This is a genomic window from Pseudomonas sp. G166, from assembly GCF_037027455.2.
Lineage (GTDB): Bacteria > Pseudomonadota > Gammaproteobacteria > Pseudomonadales > Pseudomonadaceae > Aquipseudomonas.
Genome location: NZ_CP146985.1, coordinates 1,762,629 through 1,781,231 on the forward strand (window position 1 = coordinate 1,762,629; position 18,603 = coordinate 1,781,231).

The following is an 18,603-nucleotide window of genomic DNA, read 5'->3' on the forward strand; positions in this document are numbered from 1 at the left end:
ATGCAACCGCCGGAGCCGCTGACCGTCCTGATTGCCGAGGACAGCGCCGCTGATCGCCTCCTGCTGTCAACCATCGTTCGTCGCCAGGGTCATCAGGTCCTGACTGCCGCTGACGGTGCCGAGGCAGTCGAGGTTTATCGCCAGCAGCGTCCGCACCTGGTGCTGATGGACGCCATGATGCCGGTGATGGACGGTTTTGAAGCCGCGCAGCAGATCAAGCAATTGGCCGGTGAGCAACTGGTCCCGATCATTTTTCTGACGTCACTGACCGAAAGCGAAGCCCTGGCCCGTTGCCTGGAGGCTGGCGGTGACGATTTCCTGGCCAAACCCTATAACCAGGTGATCCTGGCCGCCAAGATCAAGGCCATGGACCGCTTGCGTCGGTTGCAGGCCACCGTCGTGGAACAGCGTGACCAGATCGCCCGGCACCATGACTACCTGCTCAACGAGCAGCGGGTCGCCAAGGCCGTGTTCGACAAAATCGCCCATTCCGGTTGCCTGAGCGCGCCGAACATCCGTTACCTGCAATCGCCCTATGCCTTGTTCAACGGCGATTTGCTGCTGGCGGCTTTCAATCCGGCCGGCGACATGCACGTCCTGCTGGGGGATTTCACTGGACACGGTCTGCCGGCGGCGGTCGGCGCGATGCCGCTGGCGGAAGTGTTCTATGGGATGACGGCCAAAGGCTACGGCCTGGCGCAGATCCTGCGGGAGATGAATGCCAAGCTCAAACGCATCCTGCCGGTGGATATGTTCTGTTGCGCGACGCTGTTGTGCCTGAGCTTCGAGCGCTGCACGGTGGAAATCTGGAACGGCGGCATGCCCGATGGTTATCTGCATGACAGCCTCACCGGCATGCGCACGCCATTGCCGGCGCGCCACCTGCCGTTGGGCGTGCTCAAGCCGCAGTTATTCGATGACCGCACCGAGGTGCACCCCATGTCTCTGGGTGACCGGGTATTCCTGCTATCCGATGGCGTGATCGAAACCAGCGACGACAACGACCAGCCGTTTGGCGTGGAGGGGTTGCAGCAGGTGTTCGCGGCCAACCGTGAGCCTGACCGTCTTTTCGAGGATATCCAGCAGGCGCTGCGAGACTTTCGTGGCGAGTCACGGGACGACTTCAGCATGGTGGAAGTGCGTCTGGTCGCGCCAGGGCAACTCAACCCGCCGCCGCCGGTCTATTCCGATAGTGGTCAGTCCAGCCCGCTGGACTGGTCGGTGAGCTTCGAGTTTCGAGCGCAGACCCTCAAACGGTTCAACCCCATGCCCTACCTGTTGCAGTTGCTGCTTGAGGTTCATGGGCTCAGGGCCCAGAGTGGGGCGCTGTACAGCGTAATGTCGGAGCTTTATTCCAATGCGCTGGAGCATGGTGTGCTGGGGCTCGATTCAAGCATCAAGCATGACGCGTCGGGTTTCGCGCGTTACTACAGCGAGCGCAACACGCGCCTGGAGGAGCTGAGTGATGGTCACGTGCGAGTACACTTGCATGTCACGCCTCATGGCGACGGTGGCCGCCTGGCAATTGAAGTCGAAGACAGCGGCGAGGGTTTCGATGTTGCCAAGGTGTTGGCACGACCACTGGACAGCGATCGGTTGTCGGGGCGCGGCGTGAGCCTGGTACGCCAGTTGAGCCATCAGGCCTGCTGGTCCGACGATGGTCGTAGTGCGCGCGTGGAGTTTTTCTGGGAGGCTCTGGCATAATCGGGGCCATTCTTGATCAGGGAGCGAACAAGTGAGTGAGATTCATCTGGACCGCGATGTGCTTAGCACATTGAAGGAAGTCATGGAGGATGGGTATCTGGAGTTGCTGGATACTTTTCTCAACGATTCCGAAGCACGCCTGCGTGTGCTGCATGAAGCCCGGGACGCTGAAAAACTGAGCGCCACGGCCCATAGCTTCAAGGGCAGCAGCAGTAATATGGGCGCGATCCGTTTGGCCGAGCTGTGTGCAGAGTTGGAGCAGCGCGCCAAGCAGCCGTCATTGGGCGGCATCGAGAAACTGGTCAGCGAAATCGACAGCGAGTTTGCTCATGTTCGAAATCTTTGCAGGGAAGAGCGTGAAGGCTTCCACTGCTGAGAATTCATCGCTTTTCATCCGTTGGCCCGCCCCTTGCATTGCCTTCTCTCGACTGGACCTATGATTCCAGTGCAGCGGAGATCCTTTTATGCCCGTCACGCCCAATTCATTGCTTCAGGCCACTGCCCAGGCCAAGCCCCAGGCCACCGTCAATTCACCGGCAGCGGCCCCGGACCTCGGGAATAAAGCCTCCAACTTCGCGCAGGTCTTCGCCCAGCAGGCGCCCGTCAAATCGTCGGCGGCCCCTGAGCCAGCGATTAAACCGATGCGTGACAAGACTTCCGATACCCCTGTCAAAAAGGACGACGGCAACGAAACCGCTGCCGCCTCGGAACCGACGGTTGCCGATAGCGGCAAACCCTTGCCCGCCGACAAACCTGCCACTGCCGACGACAAGACCGCCAGTGACAACAGCGACGACAGCGACGACGCAGCTCAAACCCCGGTCGCGGAGGCTGCCCCTGCCGACCCGACACTTGATCCTGCGTTGTTGCCCGAGGTGGTCGCGCCGGTCGCTGCCCCCGAGCCGGCCCCGGCGCCGGTGGTGGTTGCCCCTGATACCCAGGTAACGTCCCTGGTGGCGGCTGCGGTCGCGCCGTTGACGCCAGCTGCCGCCCCCGCGGTCGATCCAGGGTTCGATCCGCAGGCCGATCCGCTCGACGCATTGCCGGCCTTGCGCTTGGCGATGGAGCAGAGCGGTCATGTTTCCGCTTCCAGCCAGGCGCAGTCCAAAAACGCTGCGTCAGCCTCGCTCGACGGTGAGCCAACCTCGGCCCAGACCTTCGCCGCCGGCATGGCGAGCATGCTCACTGTGCAAGCTGATCAGAACAGCACCGACCTCGGCAGCCAGGGCGGTGATAAAGCGTTCAGCGGCTTGATCAGCGACGGCCTCAAGGACCTTACCGCGGCTTCCAGTGATACCCGCGTGGACGATTTCGCCAACCGCCTGGCGGCACTGACCCAGGCTGCCACGCCAAAAACCGCTAACGCGGTGCCGGTCAACCAACCTATCGCGATGAATCAGAGTGGTTGGACCGAAGAAGTGGTCAACCGGGTGATGTACCTGTCCAGTGTCAATCTCAAGGCGGCCGACATCCAGTTGCAGCCCGCCGAACTTGGGCGCCTGGATATCCGGGTGAACATGGTTCCAGACCAGCAGACCCAGGTCACGTTCATGAGCGCCCATCCCGGCGTTCGCGAAGCCCTGGAAGGCCAGATGCATCGCCTGCGGGACAGTTTTGCCCAGCAGGGCATGGGCCAGGTCGACGTCAATGTGTCCGATCAGTCTCGCGGTTCGCAGAACTCGGAGCAACAAGCGCAGCAGCAGGCCCAGGCCGGACGTACCACGTCGGGCGGTGGGCGAGTGGACTCGGTGGAGGAAAGCCTGCCGGCCAGCGTCGCTGAAGTGGCGGCCAGTACCACCAGCGTCATTGGTTCCAGCGCGGTCGACTACTACGCCTGATCCAATGATGTCCCCTCCTGTGGGAGCGGGCTTGCTCGCGAAGCGGTATGTCGGTCGACAGTATTGTCAACTGACACTCCGCTTCGCGAGCAAGCCCGCTCCCACATTGGTTTATGGCGTTCTAGAGATTGCATCTGACCCCGTCCTTCCTCTTCTGGCATAACACTTGCTCCAGCCTTGCCGTGCAACAGTGAAAACCCCGATTAGTGACGGATTATTGGCATGGCGAAGAGTGAAGCAGCAGCTGTAAAAGACCCTGCAACCAAAGGCAAACTCAAGCTGATCATCGTGATCGTGGTGGGCTTGCTCCTGGCGATCGGTGTGTCCGTGGGGGCGACCTGGTATTTCATGCACAGCGCTCAAAGCAAGCCAGCGGCGGCGGTCGAAGCGGCGCCGGTGGGCAAACAGCCGGCGATTTTCGAACCAATGGCGCCGGCCTTCGTGGCCAACTACACCCAGAATGGTCGCCAACGCTACATGCAGGTGAGCATCACCTTGTTGGGCCGCAACCAGGCTGACCTGGAGGCGCTGCGGGTGCACATGCCGCTGATCCGCAATAACCTGGTGATGCTGTTTTCCGGACAGAATTTCGACACCCTGGCCACTCCGGTCGGCCAGGAAATGCTGCGTCAGAAAGCTACGGCCAGCGTGCAGGAAGTGGCTCAGAAAGAGCTCGGCAAAGTGGTGATCGAACAGTTGCTTTTCACTAACTTCGTATTGCAGTAGGAACACGACATGGCCGTGCAGGACCTGTTGTCCCAGGACGAAATCGACGCGCTGTTGCATGGTGTCGACGATGGCCTGGTGCAAACCGAAAACGCTGCTGAACCGGGCAGCGTCAAAAGCTACGACCTGACCAGCCAGGATCGCATCGTTCGCGGACGGATGCCGACCCTGGAAATGATCAACGAGCGTTTCGCCCGGTACACCCGCATCAGCATGTTCAACATGCTGCGCCGCTCGGCCGATGTGGCCGTGGGAGGCGTGCAGGTGATGAAGTTCGGTGAGTACGTACACTCGCTGTACGTGCCTACCAGCCTCAACCTGGTGAAGATCAAGCCGCTGCGCGGTACGGCGCTGTTCATCCTCGACGCCAAGCTGGTGTTCAAGCTGGTGGATAACTTTTTTGGCGGCGACGGTCGTCACGCCAAGATCGAAGGGCGGGAATTCACCCCGACCGAGTTGCGAGTGGTACGCATGGTGCTGGAACAGGCCTTTGTCGATTTGAAGGAGGCCTGGCAGGCGATCATGGAAGTGAACTTCGAGTACATCAACTCGGAAGTGAACCCGGCCATGGCCAACATCGTCGGCCCAAGCGAAGCCATTGTGGTCTCGACTTTCCATATTGAACTCGACGGTGGTGGCGGCGACCTGCACGTGACCATGCCGTACTCGATGATCGAACCGGTGCGCGAAATGCTCGACGCCGGTTTCCAGTCGGACCTCGACGACCAGGACGAGCGCTGGATCAACGCTTTGCGCCAGGACGTGCTGGATGTCGACGTGCCGATCGGCGCGACGGTCGCCCGGCGCCAGCTGCGCCTGCGAGACATTCTGCACATGCAGCCGGGTGACATCATCCCCGTGGAAATGCCTGAAGACATGATCATGCGCGCCAATGGCGTGCCGGCCTTCAAGGTCAAGATGGGCTCTCACAAAGGCAACCTGGCGTTGCAGGTGATAGAGCCGATCGAACGCCGCTGAGCGGTGTCGAACTCCTTAAGTTTGTAACGGATTTTACGTTTTCAACTGATTTTTGCCCGCCGAGGACACATGATGGCTGACGATATGAATACCCAGGATGACCAGGCGCTGGCCGACGAATGGGCCGCGGCCCTGGAAGAAACCGGCGATGCCGGGCAGGCAGACATCGACGCCTTGCTGGCGGCCGATACCGGCGCCCACGCCTCCAGCCGCCTGCAGATGGAAGAGTTTGGCAGCGTGCCCAAGAGTCATGAGCCGGTGACGCTCGATGGCCCCAACCTGGATGTGATCCTTGACATCCCGGTGTCGATTTCCATGGAAGTGGGCAGCACCGACATCAACATTCGCAACCTGCTGCAGCTCAACCAGGGTTCTGTGATCGAACTGGATCGCCTGGCTGGTGAGCCACTGGACGTGTTGGTCAATGGCACCCTGATCGCCCATGGCGAAGTGGTGGTGGTCAACGAGAAGTTCGGCATCCGCCTGACGGACGTGATCAGCCCGAGCGAACGCATCAAGAAGCTGCGCTGAGTGAAAAGTTTCTTCGCAGCAGCCTTGATGCTGCCGTTCAGTGTGCTGGCGGCCGAACCGGTTGCCACTGCGGCCGTTGCGTCGGCAACAGGCAGTGGGATGGCCGGGCAATTGGCGCAACTGGTGCTGGGCCTGCTGCTGGTACTGGGCTTGATCTTCTTCCTGGCCTGGCTATTGCGGCGCGTGCAACAGGCGGGGCCGGCCGGCAAAGGGCAGGTCATCGACATCGTCGGTTCCCGCGCGCTTGGCCCGCGAGACCGGCTGGTGCTGGTGCAGGTCGGTAACGAGCAGATCCTGCTGGGCTTGAGCCCGGGCACCATTACTGCGTTGCACGTCCTCAAGGAACCGGTGCAGATATCCTCTACAGAGCAGGTCGCCCCCGAATTTGCCCAGCGCCTCATGGAACTGCTGGGTAAAGATCAGAAGGATAAAAAGTAATGCCGTTGCGCATTCTGTTGGCGTTGGCCCTGATGCTGGCCGCGCCGTTGGCGTTCGCCGCCGACCCACTGTCGATCCCGGCGATTACCCTGGGCACCAACGCCGAAGGGGCACAGGAATACTCGGTCAGCCTGCAGATCCTGCTGATCATGACTGCGCTGAGTTTCATCCCGGCGTTTGTCATGCTGATGACCAGCTTCACTCGGATCATCATTGTCTTTTCGATCCTGCGCCAAGCCCTGGGTCTGCAACAGACGCCGTCGAACCAGATCCTCACCGGCATGGCGCTGTTTCTGACCATGTTCATCATGGCTCCGGTGTTCGACCGGGTGAACCAGGATGCGCTGCAACCTTACCTGGCGGAAAAACTCACCGCCCAGGATGCCGTGGCCAAGGCCGAGGTGCCGATCAAGGATTTCATGCTGGCCCAGACCCGCAGCAGCGATCTGGAGCTGTTCATGCGCTTGTCCAAGCGCACTGACATCGCCAGCCCCGATCAGGCGCCCTTGACCATCCTGGTGCCGGCGTTCGTGACATCCGAGCTGAAAACCGCGTTCCAGATCGGCTTCATGATTTTCATCCCGTTCCTGATCATCGACCTGGTGGTCGCCAGTATCCTGATGGCTATGGGCATGATGATGCTGTCGCCGCTGATCATCTCCCTGCCGTTCAAGATCATGTTGTTCGTGCTGGTGGATGGCTGGGCGCTGATCATTGGTACCCTCGCGGGCAGTTTCGGCGGTGTTTAGACCATTTGTGCGGGTAGGACGATATGACGCCTGAAGTAGCGGTAGACCTGTTCCGCGAAGCGCTCTGGCTGACGACCATGATGGTCGCCATCCTGGTGATCCCCAGCCTGTTGGTGGGGTTGCTGGTGGCCATGTTTCAGGCCGCGACCCAGATCAACGAGCAGACCTTGAGCTTCCTGCCGCGCCTGCTGGTGATGCTGGTCACGCTGATCGTTGCCGGTCCCTGGCTGGTGCAGACCTTCATGGAATACATCCTGCAGTTGTACGGCAGTATTCCGCAGTTGATCGGTTGACCTGATGTCGATGCTCGCGCTGACGGACACCCAGATCAGTACCTGGGTGGCGTCGTTCATACTGCCGCTGTTTCGCGTCACCGCGGTGCTGATGAGCATGCCGGTCTTTGGCACGACCCTGGTGCCGACCCGTGTGCGACTGTATTTCGCCCTGGCTATCACGGTGGTCATCGTGCCTGGGTTGCCGCCGATGCCGCCCGTCAATGCCTTGGATCTCAGTGCCCTGATGCTCATCGCCGAACAGATTCTTATCGGCGTCTTGATGGGCTTTTCGCTGCAGTTGTTTTTCCAGGCGTTCGTAGTGGCGGGGCAGATCATTTCGATCCAGATGGGCATGGCTTTCGCGTCGATGGTCGACCCCACCAACGGCGTGACGACGGCGGTGATCGGGCAATTCCTGACCATGTTGGTGACCCTGCTGTTCCTGGCTATGAACGGGCATCTGGTGGTGTTCGAGGTGTTGACCGAGAGCTTCACTACCTTGCCGGTTGGCAGCGCCTTGCTGGTCAATCATTTCTGGGAGATCGCCGGCAAGCTCGGCTGGGTCCTGGGCGCGGCGATGGTGCTGGTATTGCCGGCGATCACCGCCCTGCTGGTGGTCAACATTGCCTTTGGCGTGATGACCCGGGCGGCACCGCAACTGAACATTTTCTCCATCGGTTTCCCGCTGATCCTCACGCTGGGCATGGTGATTTTCTGGATCAGCCTGGGGGATATCCTCAACCAGTACCAGCCGCTGGCCACCCAGGCCTTGCAACTGCTACGCGACATGGCACAGGCGCGCTGAACCATGGCCGAGAGCGAGAGTGGTCAGGACAAGACAGAAGACCCCACGGAAAAGCGCAAGAAAGAATCCCGGGAAAAGGGCGAGACTGCCCGCTCCAAGGAACTCAATACGCTGGCAGTGATGCTGGCCGGGGCGGGTGGGTTGCTGATCTACGGTGGCGGGCTGGCCCTGGATCTGCTGGAAATCATGCGTCTGAATTTTTCCCTGCCCCGCGAGGTGCTGCTGACGCCGGGCTCCATGGTTCAGTATCTGTTGCATTCGGGCAAGATCGCGCTTGCAGCGATGCAACCGGTGCTGATCTTCTTGTTGTTTGCCGCTTTTATCGGCCCGATTTCCCTGGGCGGCTGGTTGTTCGCTGCCGGTAGCCTGGCCCCCAAATTCAGTCGGATGAATCCGGCGGCTGGTCTCAAGCGCATGTTTTCTACCACCGCGCTGATGGAGCTGCTCAAGGCCTTTGGGAAATTCCTGCTGGTGCTGTTTGTAGCGCTCACCGTGTTGCAGTCCGATATCGACGACCTGCTGCGCATCGCCCATGAGCCGCTTGAGCAAGCCATCATCCACAGCGTGCAACTGGTGGGCTGGAGCACATTGTGGATAGCTTGCGGCCTGATCCTGATCGCCGCCATCGACGTGCCGATCCAGCTGTATCAGAGCAAGCAGAAGCTGATGATGACCAAGCAGGAAGTACGCGACGAGCATAAGGATTCGGAGGGTAAGCCAGAGGTCAAGCAGCGGATTCGCCAGTTGCAGCGCGAGGTGTCCCAGCGGCGGATGATGGCGGCTATCCCCGATGCCGATGTGGTCATCACCAACCCGACGCATTATGCCGTCGCCCTCAAATACGACCCCGACAAAGGCAACGCTCCGGTGTTGCTGGCCAAGGGCAGTGACTTCCTGGCGCTGAAGATTCGTGAAATCGCCGTGGCCAATGAGGTGATGCTGCTCGAATCCCCGGCGTTGGCGCGGTCGATCTACTACTCCACTGAACTCGACCAGGAAATCCCTGGAGGCTTGTACCTGGCTGTGGCTCAGGTGCTGGCGTATGTCTACCAGATCCGCCAACACCGCGCGGGTAAAGGCAAGCGTCCAGAGCCGCTCAAGGACTTGCCGATTCCGCCGGATTTGCGGCGGGATTCCTGATTTATAAGTTCCGACATACGTCGTTTCTTAAAAAAGCTGAAAACTCGGTGGCCGAAAAAATCGGTTATTTTGAAGTGCTCCTGATTCTGTATAGTATTTCGTAATATTCATTTAAATAGGCGGTGGTCCCAGTCTTTGTTATATATGGTAGGGATTTAACCGAACTCGGAGCGACCCCCTGCAAGTTTCCATCGTTTGCAGTTTTCAATAACTTGTTGTAAAAATCCGATATTTTATATTTTTCCAGAGTGGTGTCAGGCTGGAGAGCTAATAGTACTCTATTAGATTCTAAATGGTTTAAAAAATTTATAAGGGAGCGCTGCTTAAGTGTTGACATGTCGAATGCTAGCTCATTCATTCTGTTAAATTTAGAAAAATTCGACATCTCTGAAAGGGCAAGCTCCTGAAGGGTCGTATTTTTGGGGGCTGGCTTCCAGTAAGAGATTGTGTCAGCTACCAATAAAGTTTTAGTGATGCCATTAGAGACTCTGTATTTTGATCGGGTCATAGTAATAGTGGAGGTTCCTTCAGTTCCCTTTTTCGCAAAGGCTTTGACTGTCGTGTATTCAAAGGTGGAGCGTGATGCCGGCTGACGAGGGCTGCCTGAACGCGAAAATATGCGTTGAAAAAATTTTAAAAAAATACTTGTCGTCCCGTTCGGGTCGCTCCTGTTTATTGGGTCGCCTGAGCAATATGCGTAGGTATTCAATCCACCCTCGCCAAACGGGCTTAATTTATCCGGACTGCTAAAGCGCATCAAAACCGGATTGAATGCCCGATGACCATTCCCCAACAAATAATGCCCCGTCACCGGGTCAGGTCTTTCGCCATTGAAGCCGAGCAGGCCCAGTAAACCGTCGCCGGTAGGATGATGGCCATAGGGCGAATAGGCGAAGGATTGCGATTCGTTAGGGGCGATGGCATGCAAGACCGAGCGTTGTTGATCGGTCGCCAACAACGTCGCCTTCCTTTCACCGGCCTGGGTTTCAGCCTGGCCCAGCAGTTGGTCGTCGTGTTGGAAAAATGACCGGTTGACGACGCCATCAATCTCGGTGGCCAGGCGTGATTTGCAGTAAAACCGCTGGATCGGGGCGTAGGCCTCCACGGCATGGCCCGTGAGGCGATCCAACGGATCGTAGCGGTAGCTGCAAAGGGGAATGGTTGGCATGACTACGCCCTATGGCGATGAGGAATGTCATTATCGAGATTCGGACTGGGGAGGGTAACTAGCAGAATTGTTAGTGTTTCTTGTTCCATATCCATCGTCCGACAGAACTTTTGTTTTGTTTCAAGCAGCCTACGCCCACCAGAGCCGCTCAAGGACCTGCCGATTCCGCCGGATTTGCGGCGCGATTCCTAATAGTCTCTAAGTGCATATCGGCGAATGTATTGCAGTCTCTTTTCCATTGCTCTTCCAGCACTTTCCAGCATGGCGCGAGTAAATGCTTCGTTATTACGTCCTGACAATATCTTGCTATGGGCTTGTAAATGAAAAAAAGCTATCGAGTCATCAAAAAAATCGGTGCGTAAATTTTGTGTGCCGGATTCGTTGAGGGCTGTAAGAGCTCTATCGGGATTTGGTATTCCGTGCTTATCAAAAGGGATGCCTGCTTTTTGGTGCGCAAAATACGCTTCGGTAGCTGCTTGTTTACTTTCAGGAAAAGTGAATGGTTTTTTAAGGTCGTCGTTGCTAGGGATGGCACGTTTCAATAGTTTGATTTCAGAAAGTAAATCCTGTTGTTCTTGAAAGATTTTTTCTTTAATGGTTTGGATTTGCTCTACCGTTGGATTCTTTGTTTTGATTATTTTGGTTTGTATCTTTCTTAGGGCATTTATTTTTAAATATTTGGGGGCTAGCGTGGAGATGAATTTAACTGGGACATGTCCTTGTGGGTCGCCATGGTTGATAGGATCGCCCATGCAATATGCATAAGAATTTAATCCACCCTCGCCAAACGGACTCAAACTATCCGGACTATTAAATCGCATCAACACCGGATTGAACGCTCGATAACCATTCCCCAACAAATAATGCCCCGTCACCGGGTCAGGTCTTTCGCCATTGAAGCCGAGCAGGCCCAGTAAACCGTCGCCGGTAGGATGATGGCCATAGGGCGAATAGGCGAAGGATTGCGATTCGTCGGCGGCTAGCGCCTGTAACACCGAACGTTGTTGGTCGCTCGCCACCAGCGTTGCCTGACTTATGTTGCCCTGGGTTTCAGTCAGGGCCAGCAGTTGTTCGTCGTGCTGAACGATTGATCGGTTGATGGCACCTTCGATTTCCGTCGCCAGGCGGGATTTGCAATAAAATCGCTGGACAGGCGCTTGAGTCGTCATGGCGTGGCTGGTGAGGCGATCCAGTGGGTCATAGCGGTAAGTGCAGAGGCGCGTGGCTGACATGACCGACGCTCCGTTCGGGTGAGGTTCCGTGGGATTATCGAAGTTCGAACGCAGAGGGGGAACTAGCAGAACTGTTAGGTTTGCCTGGAAAGCGACAGACCCCGTGGCGAGGGAGCTTGCTCCCGCTCGGTTGCGTAGCGACCGGCATAACACAGGGGCTCCGGTGTGTCTGATGCTCCGCATTCGGCTGGTTTCGGGGCCGCTACGCGGCCCAGCGGGAGCAAGCTCCCTCGCCACAGGTTCGTCGTTTGCCTTAAGTGGACAGCATTATCTATGGGAGTGAGCCTGCTCGCGATTGTGGTGATCCAGTCGATACAAATGTTGACTGACAAATCGCTATCGCGAGCAAGCTCGCCCACAGGTCAGCGTCCCTTCACCCCCCTCTATTTCAGCCGTCGACAAAAGTTGGAAGGCTTCTTGCAATACCCCCCCTGCGCCCCCTCCGGGCGTCAAAAGTTTGCTTCACAGAACGGGGATTATTGGTGGATCGCTCTCAGTTACTCAGCACCGCGCGCAGCAATGTAGCCGACCTCAGTCGCGGCAATCTGGGTGTGCCGATCCTGCTGCTGGTCATGCTTGCCATGATGATGCTGCCGGTACCGCCGTTCCTGCTCGACGTGTTCTTCACGTTCAACATCGCCCTGTCGATCGTGGTGTTGCTGGTGTGCGTGTATGCCCTGCGGCCGCTGGATTTCGCGGTGTTCCCGACCATTCTGCTGGTGGCGACCTTGATGCGCCTGGCGTTGAACGTGGCATCGACCCGGGTGGTGATGCTCCACGGTCAGGAAGGCCACGCCGCCGCCGGTAAGGTGATCCAGGCCTTCGGTGAGGTGGTGATCGGCGGTAACTACGTGGTTGGTATCGTGGTCTTCGCCATCTTGATGATCATCAACTTCGTCGTGGTGACCAAGGGCGCCGGGCGGATTTCCGAGGTGAGCGCGCGTTTCACCCTCGATGCGATGCCCGGCAAGCAAATGGCGATCGACGCCGACCTCAACGCCGGCCTGATCGACCAGAGCCAGGCCAAGCTGCGTCGCCTGGAAGTGGCCCAGGAAGCCGAGTTCTACGGTTCCATGGACGGTGCCAGCAAATTCGTGCGCGGTGACGCCATCGCCGGCCTGCTGATTCTGTTCATCAACCTGATCGGCGGCATGGCGGTCGGTATCTTCCAGCACAACATGACCTTCGCCGACGCCGGCAAGGTTTACGCCTTGCTGACCATCGGTGACGGTTTGGTGGCGCAATTGCCATCACTGTTGTTATCCACAGCCGCGGCGATCATGGTGACTCGTGCTTCCGGTTCCGAGGACATGGGCAAGCAGATCGGTCGGCAAATGTTCGCCTCGCCCAAGGCGCTGGCCGTGGCCGCTGGCCTGATGGCGGTGATGGGCCTGGTGCCGGGGATGCCTCACGTTTCCTTCCTGAGCATGGCAGCCATGGCCGCGGGTGCTGCCTACCTGTTCTGGAAGAAGCAGAACGTGCAGAAGGTCCAGGCCCTGCAAGAGGTCAAGCGCCAGCAGGAGTTGCTGCCATCGCCGGCCCGCGCCATGGAAACCAAGGAGCTGGGCTGGGACGACGTGACACCGATCGACATGATCGGCCTGGAAGTCGGTTATCGCCTGATTCCGTTGGTCGACCGCAACCAGGGTGGTCAGTTGCTGGCGCGGATCAAGGGCGTGCGCAAGAAGTTGTCCCAGGACCTGGGCTTCCTGATGCCCACCGTGCATATCCGCGACAACCTCGACCTGGCGCCGAGCGCCTACCGCTTGACGCTGATGGGGGTGATCCTGGCCGAAGCCGAGATCTACCCCGACCGCGAATTGGCGATCAACCCCGGGCAGGTCTACGGCTCGCTCAACGGCATTACCGCCAAGGATCCGGCTTTTGGTCTGGAAGCGGTGTGGATCGAAATCAGCCAGCGGGCCCAGGCTCAGTCACTCGGCTACACCGTGGTGGACGCCAGTACCGTGGTCGCGACCCACTTGAACCAGATCCTGTACAAGCACTCCAGCGAGCTGATCGGCCACGAAGAAGTCCAGCAACTCCTGCAAGTACTGGCCAAAGGCTCGCCGAAGCTGGCCGAAGAGCTGGTGCCGGGCGTGGTTTCGCTGTCGCAATTGCTCAAGGTGTTGCAGGCGCTGTTGGCCGAACAAGTGCCGGTGCGCGACATTCGCAGCATTGCCGAGGCTATCGCCAACAACGCGTCCAAGAGTCAAGATACCGCCGCCCTGGTGGCTGCGGTTCGGGTCGGCGTATCCCGCGCAATCGTCCAAAGCATTGTAGGCACTGAGTCTGAGCTGCCTGTGATCACTCTGGAACCAAGGTTGGAACAGATATTGCTCAATAGTCTGCAGAAGGCAGGACAAGGCTCGGAAGAGGGTGTTCTGCTGGAGCCAAGCATGGCCGAGAAGCTGCAGCGTTCGCTGATCGATGCAGCCCAGCGGCAAGAGATGCAAGGCCAACCGGTGATCCTGCTGGTGGCCGGTCCGATTCGCGCGATGCTCTCGCGATTCGGGCGCCTCGCGGTCCCGGGGCTGCATGTGCTGGCGTACCAGGAAATACCGGACAACAAGCAAGTGACCATCGTTGCGACAGTAGGGCCCAACGGCTGAGGTAGTGGTTTATGCAAGTGAAGCGTTTTTTCGCCGCCGATATGCGTCAGGCCATGAAGCTGGTTCGTGACGAGCTGGGCGCTGAAGCAGCCATCATTGGCAATCGCCGGATCGCTGGCGGTGTCGAGTTGACGGCTGCCCTGGATTACAAGTTGTCGGCGCTGGCCCCACGCGTTCCGAACATGGAACTCGAGGATGAGCTGCGCAAGACCCAGTCGCGCATCGCCAGCGCCCAGGCCGAATTGAGCCTGCGCAGCAGCGAAGGCCAGACCAGCGCTAGCACCAATCGTCAATTGTTCGCCGGTCAGCCACTGACCGCCGGCCTGCCGTTGACCGCTGCCGAGCCACTGGTCGAACAGGTCCAGGCCGAACCGCGTCGTCCGGCCCCGGCCCCGGCCGCACCAAGCGGTGGTGTCGACCCGCGTGCCCTGGACTCGATGCGTTTTGAACTCAACAGCCTGCGCGAACTGATGGAAGTCCAGCTCGGCTCCCTGGCCTGGAACCAGCTGCAAGGCAGCCGTCCGGCCCAGGCCAACCTGTGGCGTCGCCTGCAACGCATCGGCCTGTCCGGCCCTTTGTCCCGGGACCTGCTGGCGCTGATCAACGGTATCGAAGAGCCTCGTCAGGCCTGGCGCATGTTGCTGGCGCACCTGGCGCGGATGATCGCCACGCCGGAAGTCGAGCCGCTGGAAGAGGGTGGGGTGATTGCGATGGTCGGCCCGGCCGGCATGGGCAAGACCACCACCCTGGCCAAGCTCGCGGCCCGTTATGTACTCAAGTACGGTGCCCAGAGCATCGCCCTCGTGAGCATGGACAGTTTCCGCATCGGCGCCCAGGAACAACTCAAGACCCTGGGCCGAATCCTCAATGTGTCGGTGACCCACGTGGATCCGGGGCAATCCCTGGCTCAAGCGCTGGAACCGCTGCTGCGCAAACGCGTCGTGCTGATCGATACTGCCGGCCTGCAAGCCAGTGATCCGGCCCTGCGCATGCAGCTTGAAAGCCTGGCCGGGCGCGGTATTCGGTCAAAAAATTATCTCGTGTTGGCAACCACCAGCCAAAAACAGGTTCTAACCGCCGCATACCACAGCTACAAACGCTGCGGGCTGGCTGGCTGCATCCTGACTAAGCTGGACGAAACGGCAAGCCTGGGCGAGGTGTTGAGCCTGGCGATCGGTCATGAGCTACCGGTGGCTTACCTGACCGACGGGCCGCGGATCCCGGATGATTTGCATCTGCCGCGCCGTCATCAATTGGTCAGTCGTGCCGTGAGTGTGCAAATGCAGGAAGAACCCAGCGAAGAAGCCATGGCTGATATGTTCGCTGACATCTACCACAGCCCGACCAAGCAGGTCGGCTGAGGTAATCATGAATATTTTTTGTACCTACATCGATGGTCTGCCATGCATTGTTCCGAATGTGAACGCGCAGCCAGTAATGTGGCCTCCGTCTAAGTAAGACAAGGTAAAGAACGAACATGGGCAGCATGCATCCCGTACAGGTGATCGCGGTGACCGGCGGCAAAGGTGGCGTCGGGAAGACTAACGTGTCAGTGAACTTGTCCCTGGCTCTGGCAGAGCTTGGCCGACGGGTCATGCTGCTGGACGCCGACCTGGGCCTGGCGAACGTCGATGTGCTGCTGGGGCTAACCCCCAAGCGCACGCTGGCGGACGTGATAGAGGGCCGCTGTGAACTGCGCGACGTGCTGCTGCAGGGACCGGGCGGGATTCGTATCGTACCGGCTGCCTCCGGCACCCAGAGCATGGTTCACCTGACCCCGGCCCAGCACGCGGGCCTGATCCAGGCATTCAGCGACATCGGTGACAACCTCGATGTGCTGGTGATCGACACCGCTGCCGGTATCGGTGACTCCGTCGTCAGTTTCGTGCGCGCGGCCCAGGAAGTGTTGCTGGTGGTCTGCGACGAACCGACCTCCATCACCGACGCCTATGCCCTGATCAAACTATTGAACCGCGACTACGGCATGAACCGCTTCCGCGTCCTGGCCAACATGGCCCAGAGTCCGCAGGAAGGGCGCAACCTGTTCGCCAAGTTGACAAAGGTCACGGATCGTTTCCTGGACGTCGCCCTACAATATGTCGGCGCTGTGCCCTACGACGAAAGCGTACGCAAGGCCGTCCAGAAACAACGTGCCGTTTATGAAGCCTTTCCCCGTTCCAAATGCGCGCTGGCGTTCAAGGCTATCGCCCAGAAGGTGGATACCTGGCCACTGCCGGCCAACCCTCGTGGGCATCTGGAGTTTTTCGTCGAGCGTCTCGTGCAACAAACAGCAGGGCCCGTGTTATGACAGCCAGCGGTTACAACCATCTCTACAAAAAATCGGCACGGGACGCCCAATATGAATTGATTGAGCGTTATGCACCCCTGGTCAAGCGCATCGCCTATCACTTGCTGGCGCGGTTGCCGGCCAGTGTCCAGGTCGAGGACTTGATCCAGGCGGGCATGATCGGCCTGCTCGAAGTGTCGAACAAATACGACGCTAGCAAGGGCGCCAGTTTCGAGACGTATGCCGGTATCCGCATTCGTGGGGCGATGCTCGATGAAGTCCGCAAGGGCGATTGGGCGCCGCGTTCGGTGCACCGCAATACCCGCATGGTCAGTGACGCGATCCGCGCTATTGAAGCTAAAACCGGGCGTGACGCTAAAGATCACGAGGTTGCGGCCGAACTCCAGTTGAGTCTCGACGATTATTACGGGATTTTGAACGATACCTTGGGCAGTCGCCTGTTCAGTTTCGATGACCTGTTGCAGGACGGCGAACACGAAGGGCTGCACGAGGATAACGCGAGTGCTCACATGGAGCCGTCGCGTGACCTGGAAGATGAGCGTTTCCAGAGCGCGCTGGCGGATGCGATTGCCAATTTGCCGGAGCGTGAGCGACTGGTCTTGGCGCTGTACTACGACGAAGAGCTGAACCTCAAGGAAATCGGTGAGGTCCTGGGGGTCAGCGAATCGCGGGTCAGCCAGTTACACAGCCAGTGCGCGGCCCGTTTGCGGGGGCGTTTGGGGGAGTGGCGAGCGCGCTGACAGCTGTGTGGGAGCACTGCGAACGGGGTTGGTCTGGCATACGTCGCACCAGTCTCCATCCGTGGGGCTCCAGGCCGTTGTCGAGTGTTGTGCCGGATTGATTGAAATGGCGCGTTCAGGTGCTGGACACGTTTAAGACTGCTTGGAGGTCGAATTGGACAAGAACATGAAAATCCTCATCGTTGATGACTTCTCAACGATGCGGCGGATCATAAAAAACCTGTTGCGTGACCTTGGGTTCACCAACACGGTCGAGGCCGACGATGGCACCACTGCCATTCCGGTTCTCAACAGCGGGAGCATCGACTTTCTGGTGACTGACTGGAACATGCCCGGCATGACCGGTATCGACTTGCTGCGTCATGTGCGCGCCGACGAAAAACTCAAGCACCTTCCGGTGCTGATGGTAACTGCCGAAGCCAAGCGCGAGCAGATCATCGAAGCGGCCCAGGCCGGTGTGAACGGCTATGTGGTCAAACCCTTCACGGCCCAGGCGTTGAAAGAGAAGATCGAAAAAATCTTCGAACGCATCGGTTAACGGCGCCACGGGGGAGCTATGGACAACGAATCTTCAATGGGCGACTTCGAATCGACCCTGAAAAAACATGCCCGCGAACTGGTCGACAGCCTTGAAAAAGGCCGCTTTGGCGATGCGGTTCAAATGATCCATGAGCTCAACCAGACCCGTGACCGTGGTCTGTATCAGGAAGTGGGCAAGCTCACGCGTGAACTGCACAGCGCGATTGTCAATTTCCAGATCGACCCGAATATGCCGCAGGCCGAGGAAGTCTCGCAGATCACCGATGCCACCGAGCGTCTGGGTTATGTGGTCAAGCTGACCGAAGCTGCGGCCAACCGCACCATGGACCTGGTGGAAAGCGCAACGCCGCTGGTCAATGGCCTGAGCGACGAAGCCCAGGCCTTGAGCACCGACTGGGGTCGGTTCATGCGCCGCGAAGTAGGGGCTGAAGAGTTTCGGGAGCTGGCCCGTCGGGTCGACGGTTTCCTGACGCGCAGCAGCACCGAGAACCGCGCGGTGGCAAGCAATCTCAACGACATTCTGCTGGCTCAGGACTATCAGGACCTGACCGGTCAAGTGATCAAGCGCGTAACCCAATTGGTCACCGAAGTAGAAAGCAATTTGCTCAAACTGGTGTTGATGGCCAGCCAGGTCGACCGCTTTGCCGGCATCGAACACGACCGTGAAGCGATGCTTGCTGAAAAAGATCCACAAAAACATCTCTCGCAGGGTGAAGGTCCGCAGATTCATGCCGATAAAAGAGAAGACGTTATGTCCGGTCAGGACGATGTGGACGATTTGCTGTCCAGCCTTGGATTCTGAGTTTTAGCCCTGTTTTA

General features: G+C 58.7%; 19 protein-coding genes. 17 read left to right on the forward strand and 2 right to left on the reverse strand.

Annotated elements, in window-relative coordinates:
- The 11 genes from SGN16_RS07915 to flhB all read left to right on the forward strand — a co-directional run bounded on the left by SGN16_RS07915 (position 1) and on the right by flhB (position 9,184).
- Positions 1 to 1,704 carry a fused response regulator/phosphatase gene (locus SGN16_RS07915; RefSeq protein ID WP_210643435.1) on the forward strand — a complete coding sequence of 568 codons (1,704 nt, stop codon included), beginning with the start codon at positions 1 to 3 and terminating at the stop codon, positions 1,702 to 1,704.
- Between the two features lie 31 nt (positions 1,705 to 1,735).
- Entirely contained in the window at positions 1,736 to 2,080 is a 345-nt protein-coding gene (locus SGN16_RS07920) for an Hpt domain-containing protein (RefSeq protein WP_025212505.1), read from the forward strand.
- A gap of 88 nt (positions 2,081 to 2,168) precedes the next feature.
- On the forward strand, positions 2,169 to 3,542 hold the full coding sequence (locus tag SGN16_RS07925; protein WP_335943664.1) for a flagellar hook-length control protein FliK: 1,374 nt from the start codon (positions 2,169 to 2,171) through the stop codon (positions 3,540 to 3,542).
- Positions 3,543 to 3,764: 222 nt separating this feature from the next.
- The gene (gene fliL, locus SGN16_RS07930; RefSeq protein ID WP_335943665.1) at positions 3,765 to 4,268 is read left to right on the forward strand and encodes a flagellar basal body-associated protein FliL; all 504 of its coding nucleotides are present in this window, start codon (positions 3,765 to 3,767) and stop codon (positions 4,266 to 4,268) included.
- A 9-nt stretch (positions 4,269 to 4,277) separates the two neighbouring features.
- Complete coding sequence (gene fliM / locus SGN16_RS07935; RefSeq protein WP_003184019.1) at positions 4,278 to 5,246, forward strand: flagellar motor switch protein FliM; 969 nt, start codon at positions 4,278 to 4,280, stop codon at positions 5,244 to 5,246.
- 72 nt (positions 5,247 to 5,318) lie between these two features.
- Positions 5,319 to 5,777 carry a flagellar motor switch protein FliN gene (gene fliN, locus SGN16_RS07940; RefSeq protein WP_003199107.1) on the forward strand — a complete coding sequence of 153 codons (459 nt, stop codon included), beginning with the start codon at positions 5,319 to 5,321 and terminating at the stop codon, positions 5,775 to 5,777.
- A complete protein-coding gene (gene fliO, locus SGN16_RS07945; RefSeq protein WP_210643438.1) occupies positions 5,778 to 6,215 on the forward strand; it encodes a flagellar biosynthetic protein FliO in 438 nt (145 codons plus the stop codon). It begins immediately after the preceding gene.
- Complete coding sequence (gene fliP / locus SGN16_RS07950) at positions 6,215 to 6,964, forward strand: flagellar type III secretion system pore protein FliP (RefSeq protein ID WP_210643439.1); 750 nt, start codon at positions 6,215 to 6,217, stop codon at positions 6,962 to 6,964. The genes fliO and fliP overlap by 1 nt, the downstream gene beginning before the upstream one ends.
- A gap of 23 nt (positions 6,965 to 6,987) precedes the next feature.
- Positions 6,988 to 7,257: a flagellar biosynthesis protein FliQ gene (gene fliQ / locus SGN16_RS07955; RefSeq protein WP_003184009.1), complete on the forward strand. Its 270-nt coding sequence runs from the start codon at positions 6,988 to 6,990 to the stop codon at positions 7,255 to 7,257.
- A 10-nt stretch (positions 7,258 to 7,267) separates the two neighbouring features.
- Positions 7,268 to 8,044: a flagellar biosynthetic protein FliR gene (gene fliR, locus SGN16_RS07960; RefSeq protein ID WP_210645147.1), complete on the forward strand. Its 777-nt coding sequence runs from the start codon at positions 7,268 to 7,270 to the stop codon at positions 8,042 to 8,044.
- A 3-nt stretch (positions 8,045 to 8,047) separates the two neighbouring features.
- Positions 8,048 to 9,184 carry a flagellar biosynthesis protein FlhB gene (flhB, locus tag SGN16_RS07965; RefSeq protein WP_210643440.1) on the forward strand — a complete coding sequence of 379 codons (1,137 nt, stop codon included), beginning with the start codon at positions 8,048 to 8,050 and terminating at the stop codon, positions 9,182 to 9,184.
- A gap of 64 nt (positions 9,185 to 9,248) precedes the next feature.
- Here the strand turns inward: flhB and SGN16_RS07970 are convergent, their stop codons facing one another.
- Both SGN16_RS07970 and SGN16_RS07975 read right to left on the reverse strand, forming a co-directional pair.
- Entirely contained in the window at positions 9,249 to 10,352 is a 1,104-nt protein-coding gene (locus tag SGN16_RS07970; protein WP_335943666.1) for an RHS repeat-associated core domain-containing protein, read from the reverse strand.
- Positions 10,353 to 10,540: 188 nt separating this feature from the next.
- Positions 10,541 to 11,584, reverse strand: coding sequence for an RHS repeat-associated core domain-containing protein (locus SGN16_RS07975; RefSeq protein WP_339102069.1), 1,044 nt, complete (start codon positions 11,582 to 11,584; stop codon positions 10,541 to 10,543).
- Between the two features lie 482 nt (positions 11,585 to 12,066).
- Here SGN16_RS07975 and flhA point away from each other — a divergent pair, with 482 nt between their 5' ends.
- From flhA to SGN16_RS08005, 6 genes are all read left to right on the forward strand, one after another.
- Positions 12,067 to 14,196: a flagellar biosynthesis protein FlhA gene (gene flhA / locus SGN16_RS07980; RefSeq protein WP_210643441.1), complete on the forward strand. Its 2,130-nt coding sequence runs from the start codon at positions 12,067 to 12,069 to the stop codon at positions 14,194 to 14,196.
- Positions 14,197 to 14,207: 11 nt separating this feature from the next.
- Positions 14,208 to 15,557 (forward strand): flagellar biosynthesis protein FlhF, encoded by a 1,350-nt coding sequence (gene flhF, locus SGN16_RS07985; protein ID WP_339102070.1) that lies wholly within the window; start codon positions 14,208 to 14,210, stop codon positions 15,555 to 15,557.
- Positions 15,558 to 15,673: 116 nt separating this feature from the next.
- On the forward strand, positions 15,674 to 16,504 hold the full coding sequence (gene fleN / locus SGN16_RS07990) for a flagellar synthesis regulator FleN (RefSeq protein ID WP_003184001.1): 831 nt from the start codon (positions 15,674 to 15,676) through the stop codon (positions 16,502 to 16,504).
- Positions 16,501 to 17,244, forward strand: coding sequence for an RNA polymerase sigma factor FliA (gene fliA / locus SGN16_RS07995; protein ID WP_014337177.1), 744 nt, complete (start codon positions 16,501 to 16,503; stop codon positions 17,242 to 17,244). Before fleN ends, fliA begins: the two co-directional genes overlap by 4 nt.
- A 166-nt stretch (positions 17,245 to 17,410) precedes the next feature.
- Positions 17,411 to 17,782, forward strand: a complete 372-nt coding sequence (locus SGN16_RS08000) for a chemotaxis response regulator CheY (protein ID WP_003183998.1) — start codon at positions 17,411 to 17,413, stop codon at positions 17,780 to 17,782.
- 18 nt (positions 17,783 to 17,800) lie between these two features.
- On the forward strand, positions 17,801 to 18,586 hold the full coding sequence (locus SGN16_RS08005) for a protein phosphatase CheZ (protein ID WP_057448511.1): 786 nt from the start codon (positions 17,801 to 17,803) through the stop codon (positions 18,584 to 18,586).
- Positions 18,587 to 18,603 lie beyond the last annotated feature (17 nt).

Bases quoted from the DNA above. Each gene is read 5' to 3' on its own strand.
- SGN16_RS07915 (WP_210643435.1), top strand. From the start codon at position 1: ATGCAACCGCCGGAGCCGCTGACCGTCCTGATTGCCGAGGACAGCGCC.
- flhB (WP_210643440.1), top strand. From the start codon at position 8,048: ATGGCCGAGAGCGAGAGTGGTCAGGACAAGACAGAAGACCCCACGGAA.
- fliL (WP_335943665.1), top strand. From the start codon at position 3,765: ATGGCGAAGAGTGAAGCAGCAGCTGTAAAAGACCCTGCAACCAAAGGC.
- SGN16_RS07925 (WP_335943664.1), top strand. From the start codon at position 2,169: ATGCCCGTCACGCCCAATTCATTGCTTCAGGCCACTGCCCAGGCCAAG.
- SGN16_RS08000 (WP_003183998.1), top strand. From the start codon at position 17,411: ATGAAAATCCTCATCGTTGATGACTTCTCAACGATGCGGCGGATCATA.
- SGN16_RS07975 (WP_339102069.1), bottom strand. From the start codon at position 11,584: ATGTCAGCCACGCGCCTCTGCACTTACCGCTATGACCCACTGGATCGC.
- SGN16_RS08005 (WP_057448511.1), top strand. From the start codon at position 17,801: ATGGACAACGAATCTTCAATGGGCGACTTCGAATCGACCCTGAAAAAA.
- fliP (WP_210643439.1), top strand. From the start codon at position 6,215: ATGCCGTTGCGCATTCTGTTGGCGTTGGCCCTGATGCTGGCCGCGCCG.
- fliR (WP_210645147.1), top strand. From the start codon at position 7,268: ATGCTCGCGCTGACGGACACCCAGATCAGTACCTGGGTGGCGTCGTTC.
- fliN (WP_003199107.1), top strand. From the start codon at position 5,319: ATGGCTGACGATATGAATACCCAGGATGACCAGGCGCTGGCCGACGAA.
- fleN (WP_003184001.1), top strand. From the start codon at position 15,674: ATGGGCAGCATGCATCCCGTACAGGTGATCGCGGTGACCGGCGGCAAA.
- flhF (WP_339102070.1), top strand. From the start codon at position 14,208: ATGCAAGTGAAGCGTTTTTTCGCCGCCGATATGCGTCAGGCCATGAAG.
- fliA (WP_014337177.1), top strand. From the start codon at position 16,501: ATGACAGCCAGCGGTTACAACCATCTCTACAAAAAATCGGCACGGGAC.
- fliQ (WP_003184009.1), top strand. From the start codon at position 6,988: ATGACGCCTGAAGTAGCGGTAGACCTGTTCCGCGAAGCGCTCTGGCTG.
- fliM (WP_003184019.1), top strand. From the start codon at position 4,278: ATGGCCGTGCAGGACCTGTTGTCCCAGGACGAAATCGACGCGCTGTTG.
- SGN16_RS07970 (WP_335943666.1), bottom strand. From the start codon at position 10,352: ATGCCAACCATTCCCCTTTGCAGCTACCGCTACGATCCGTTGGATCGC.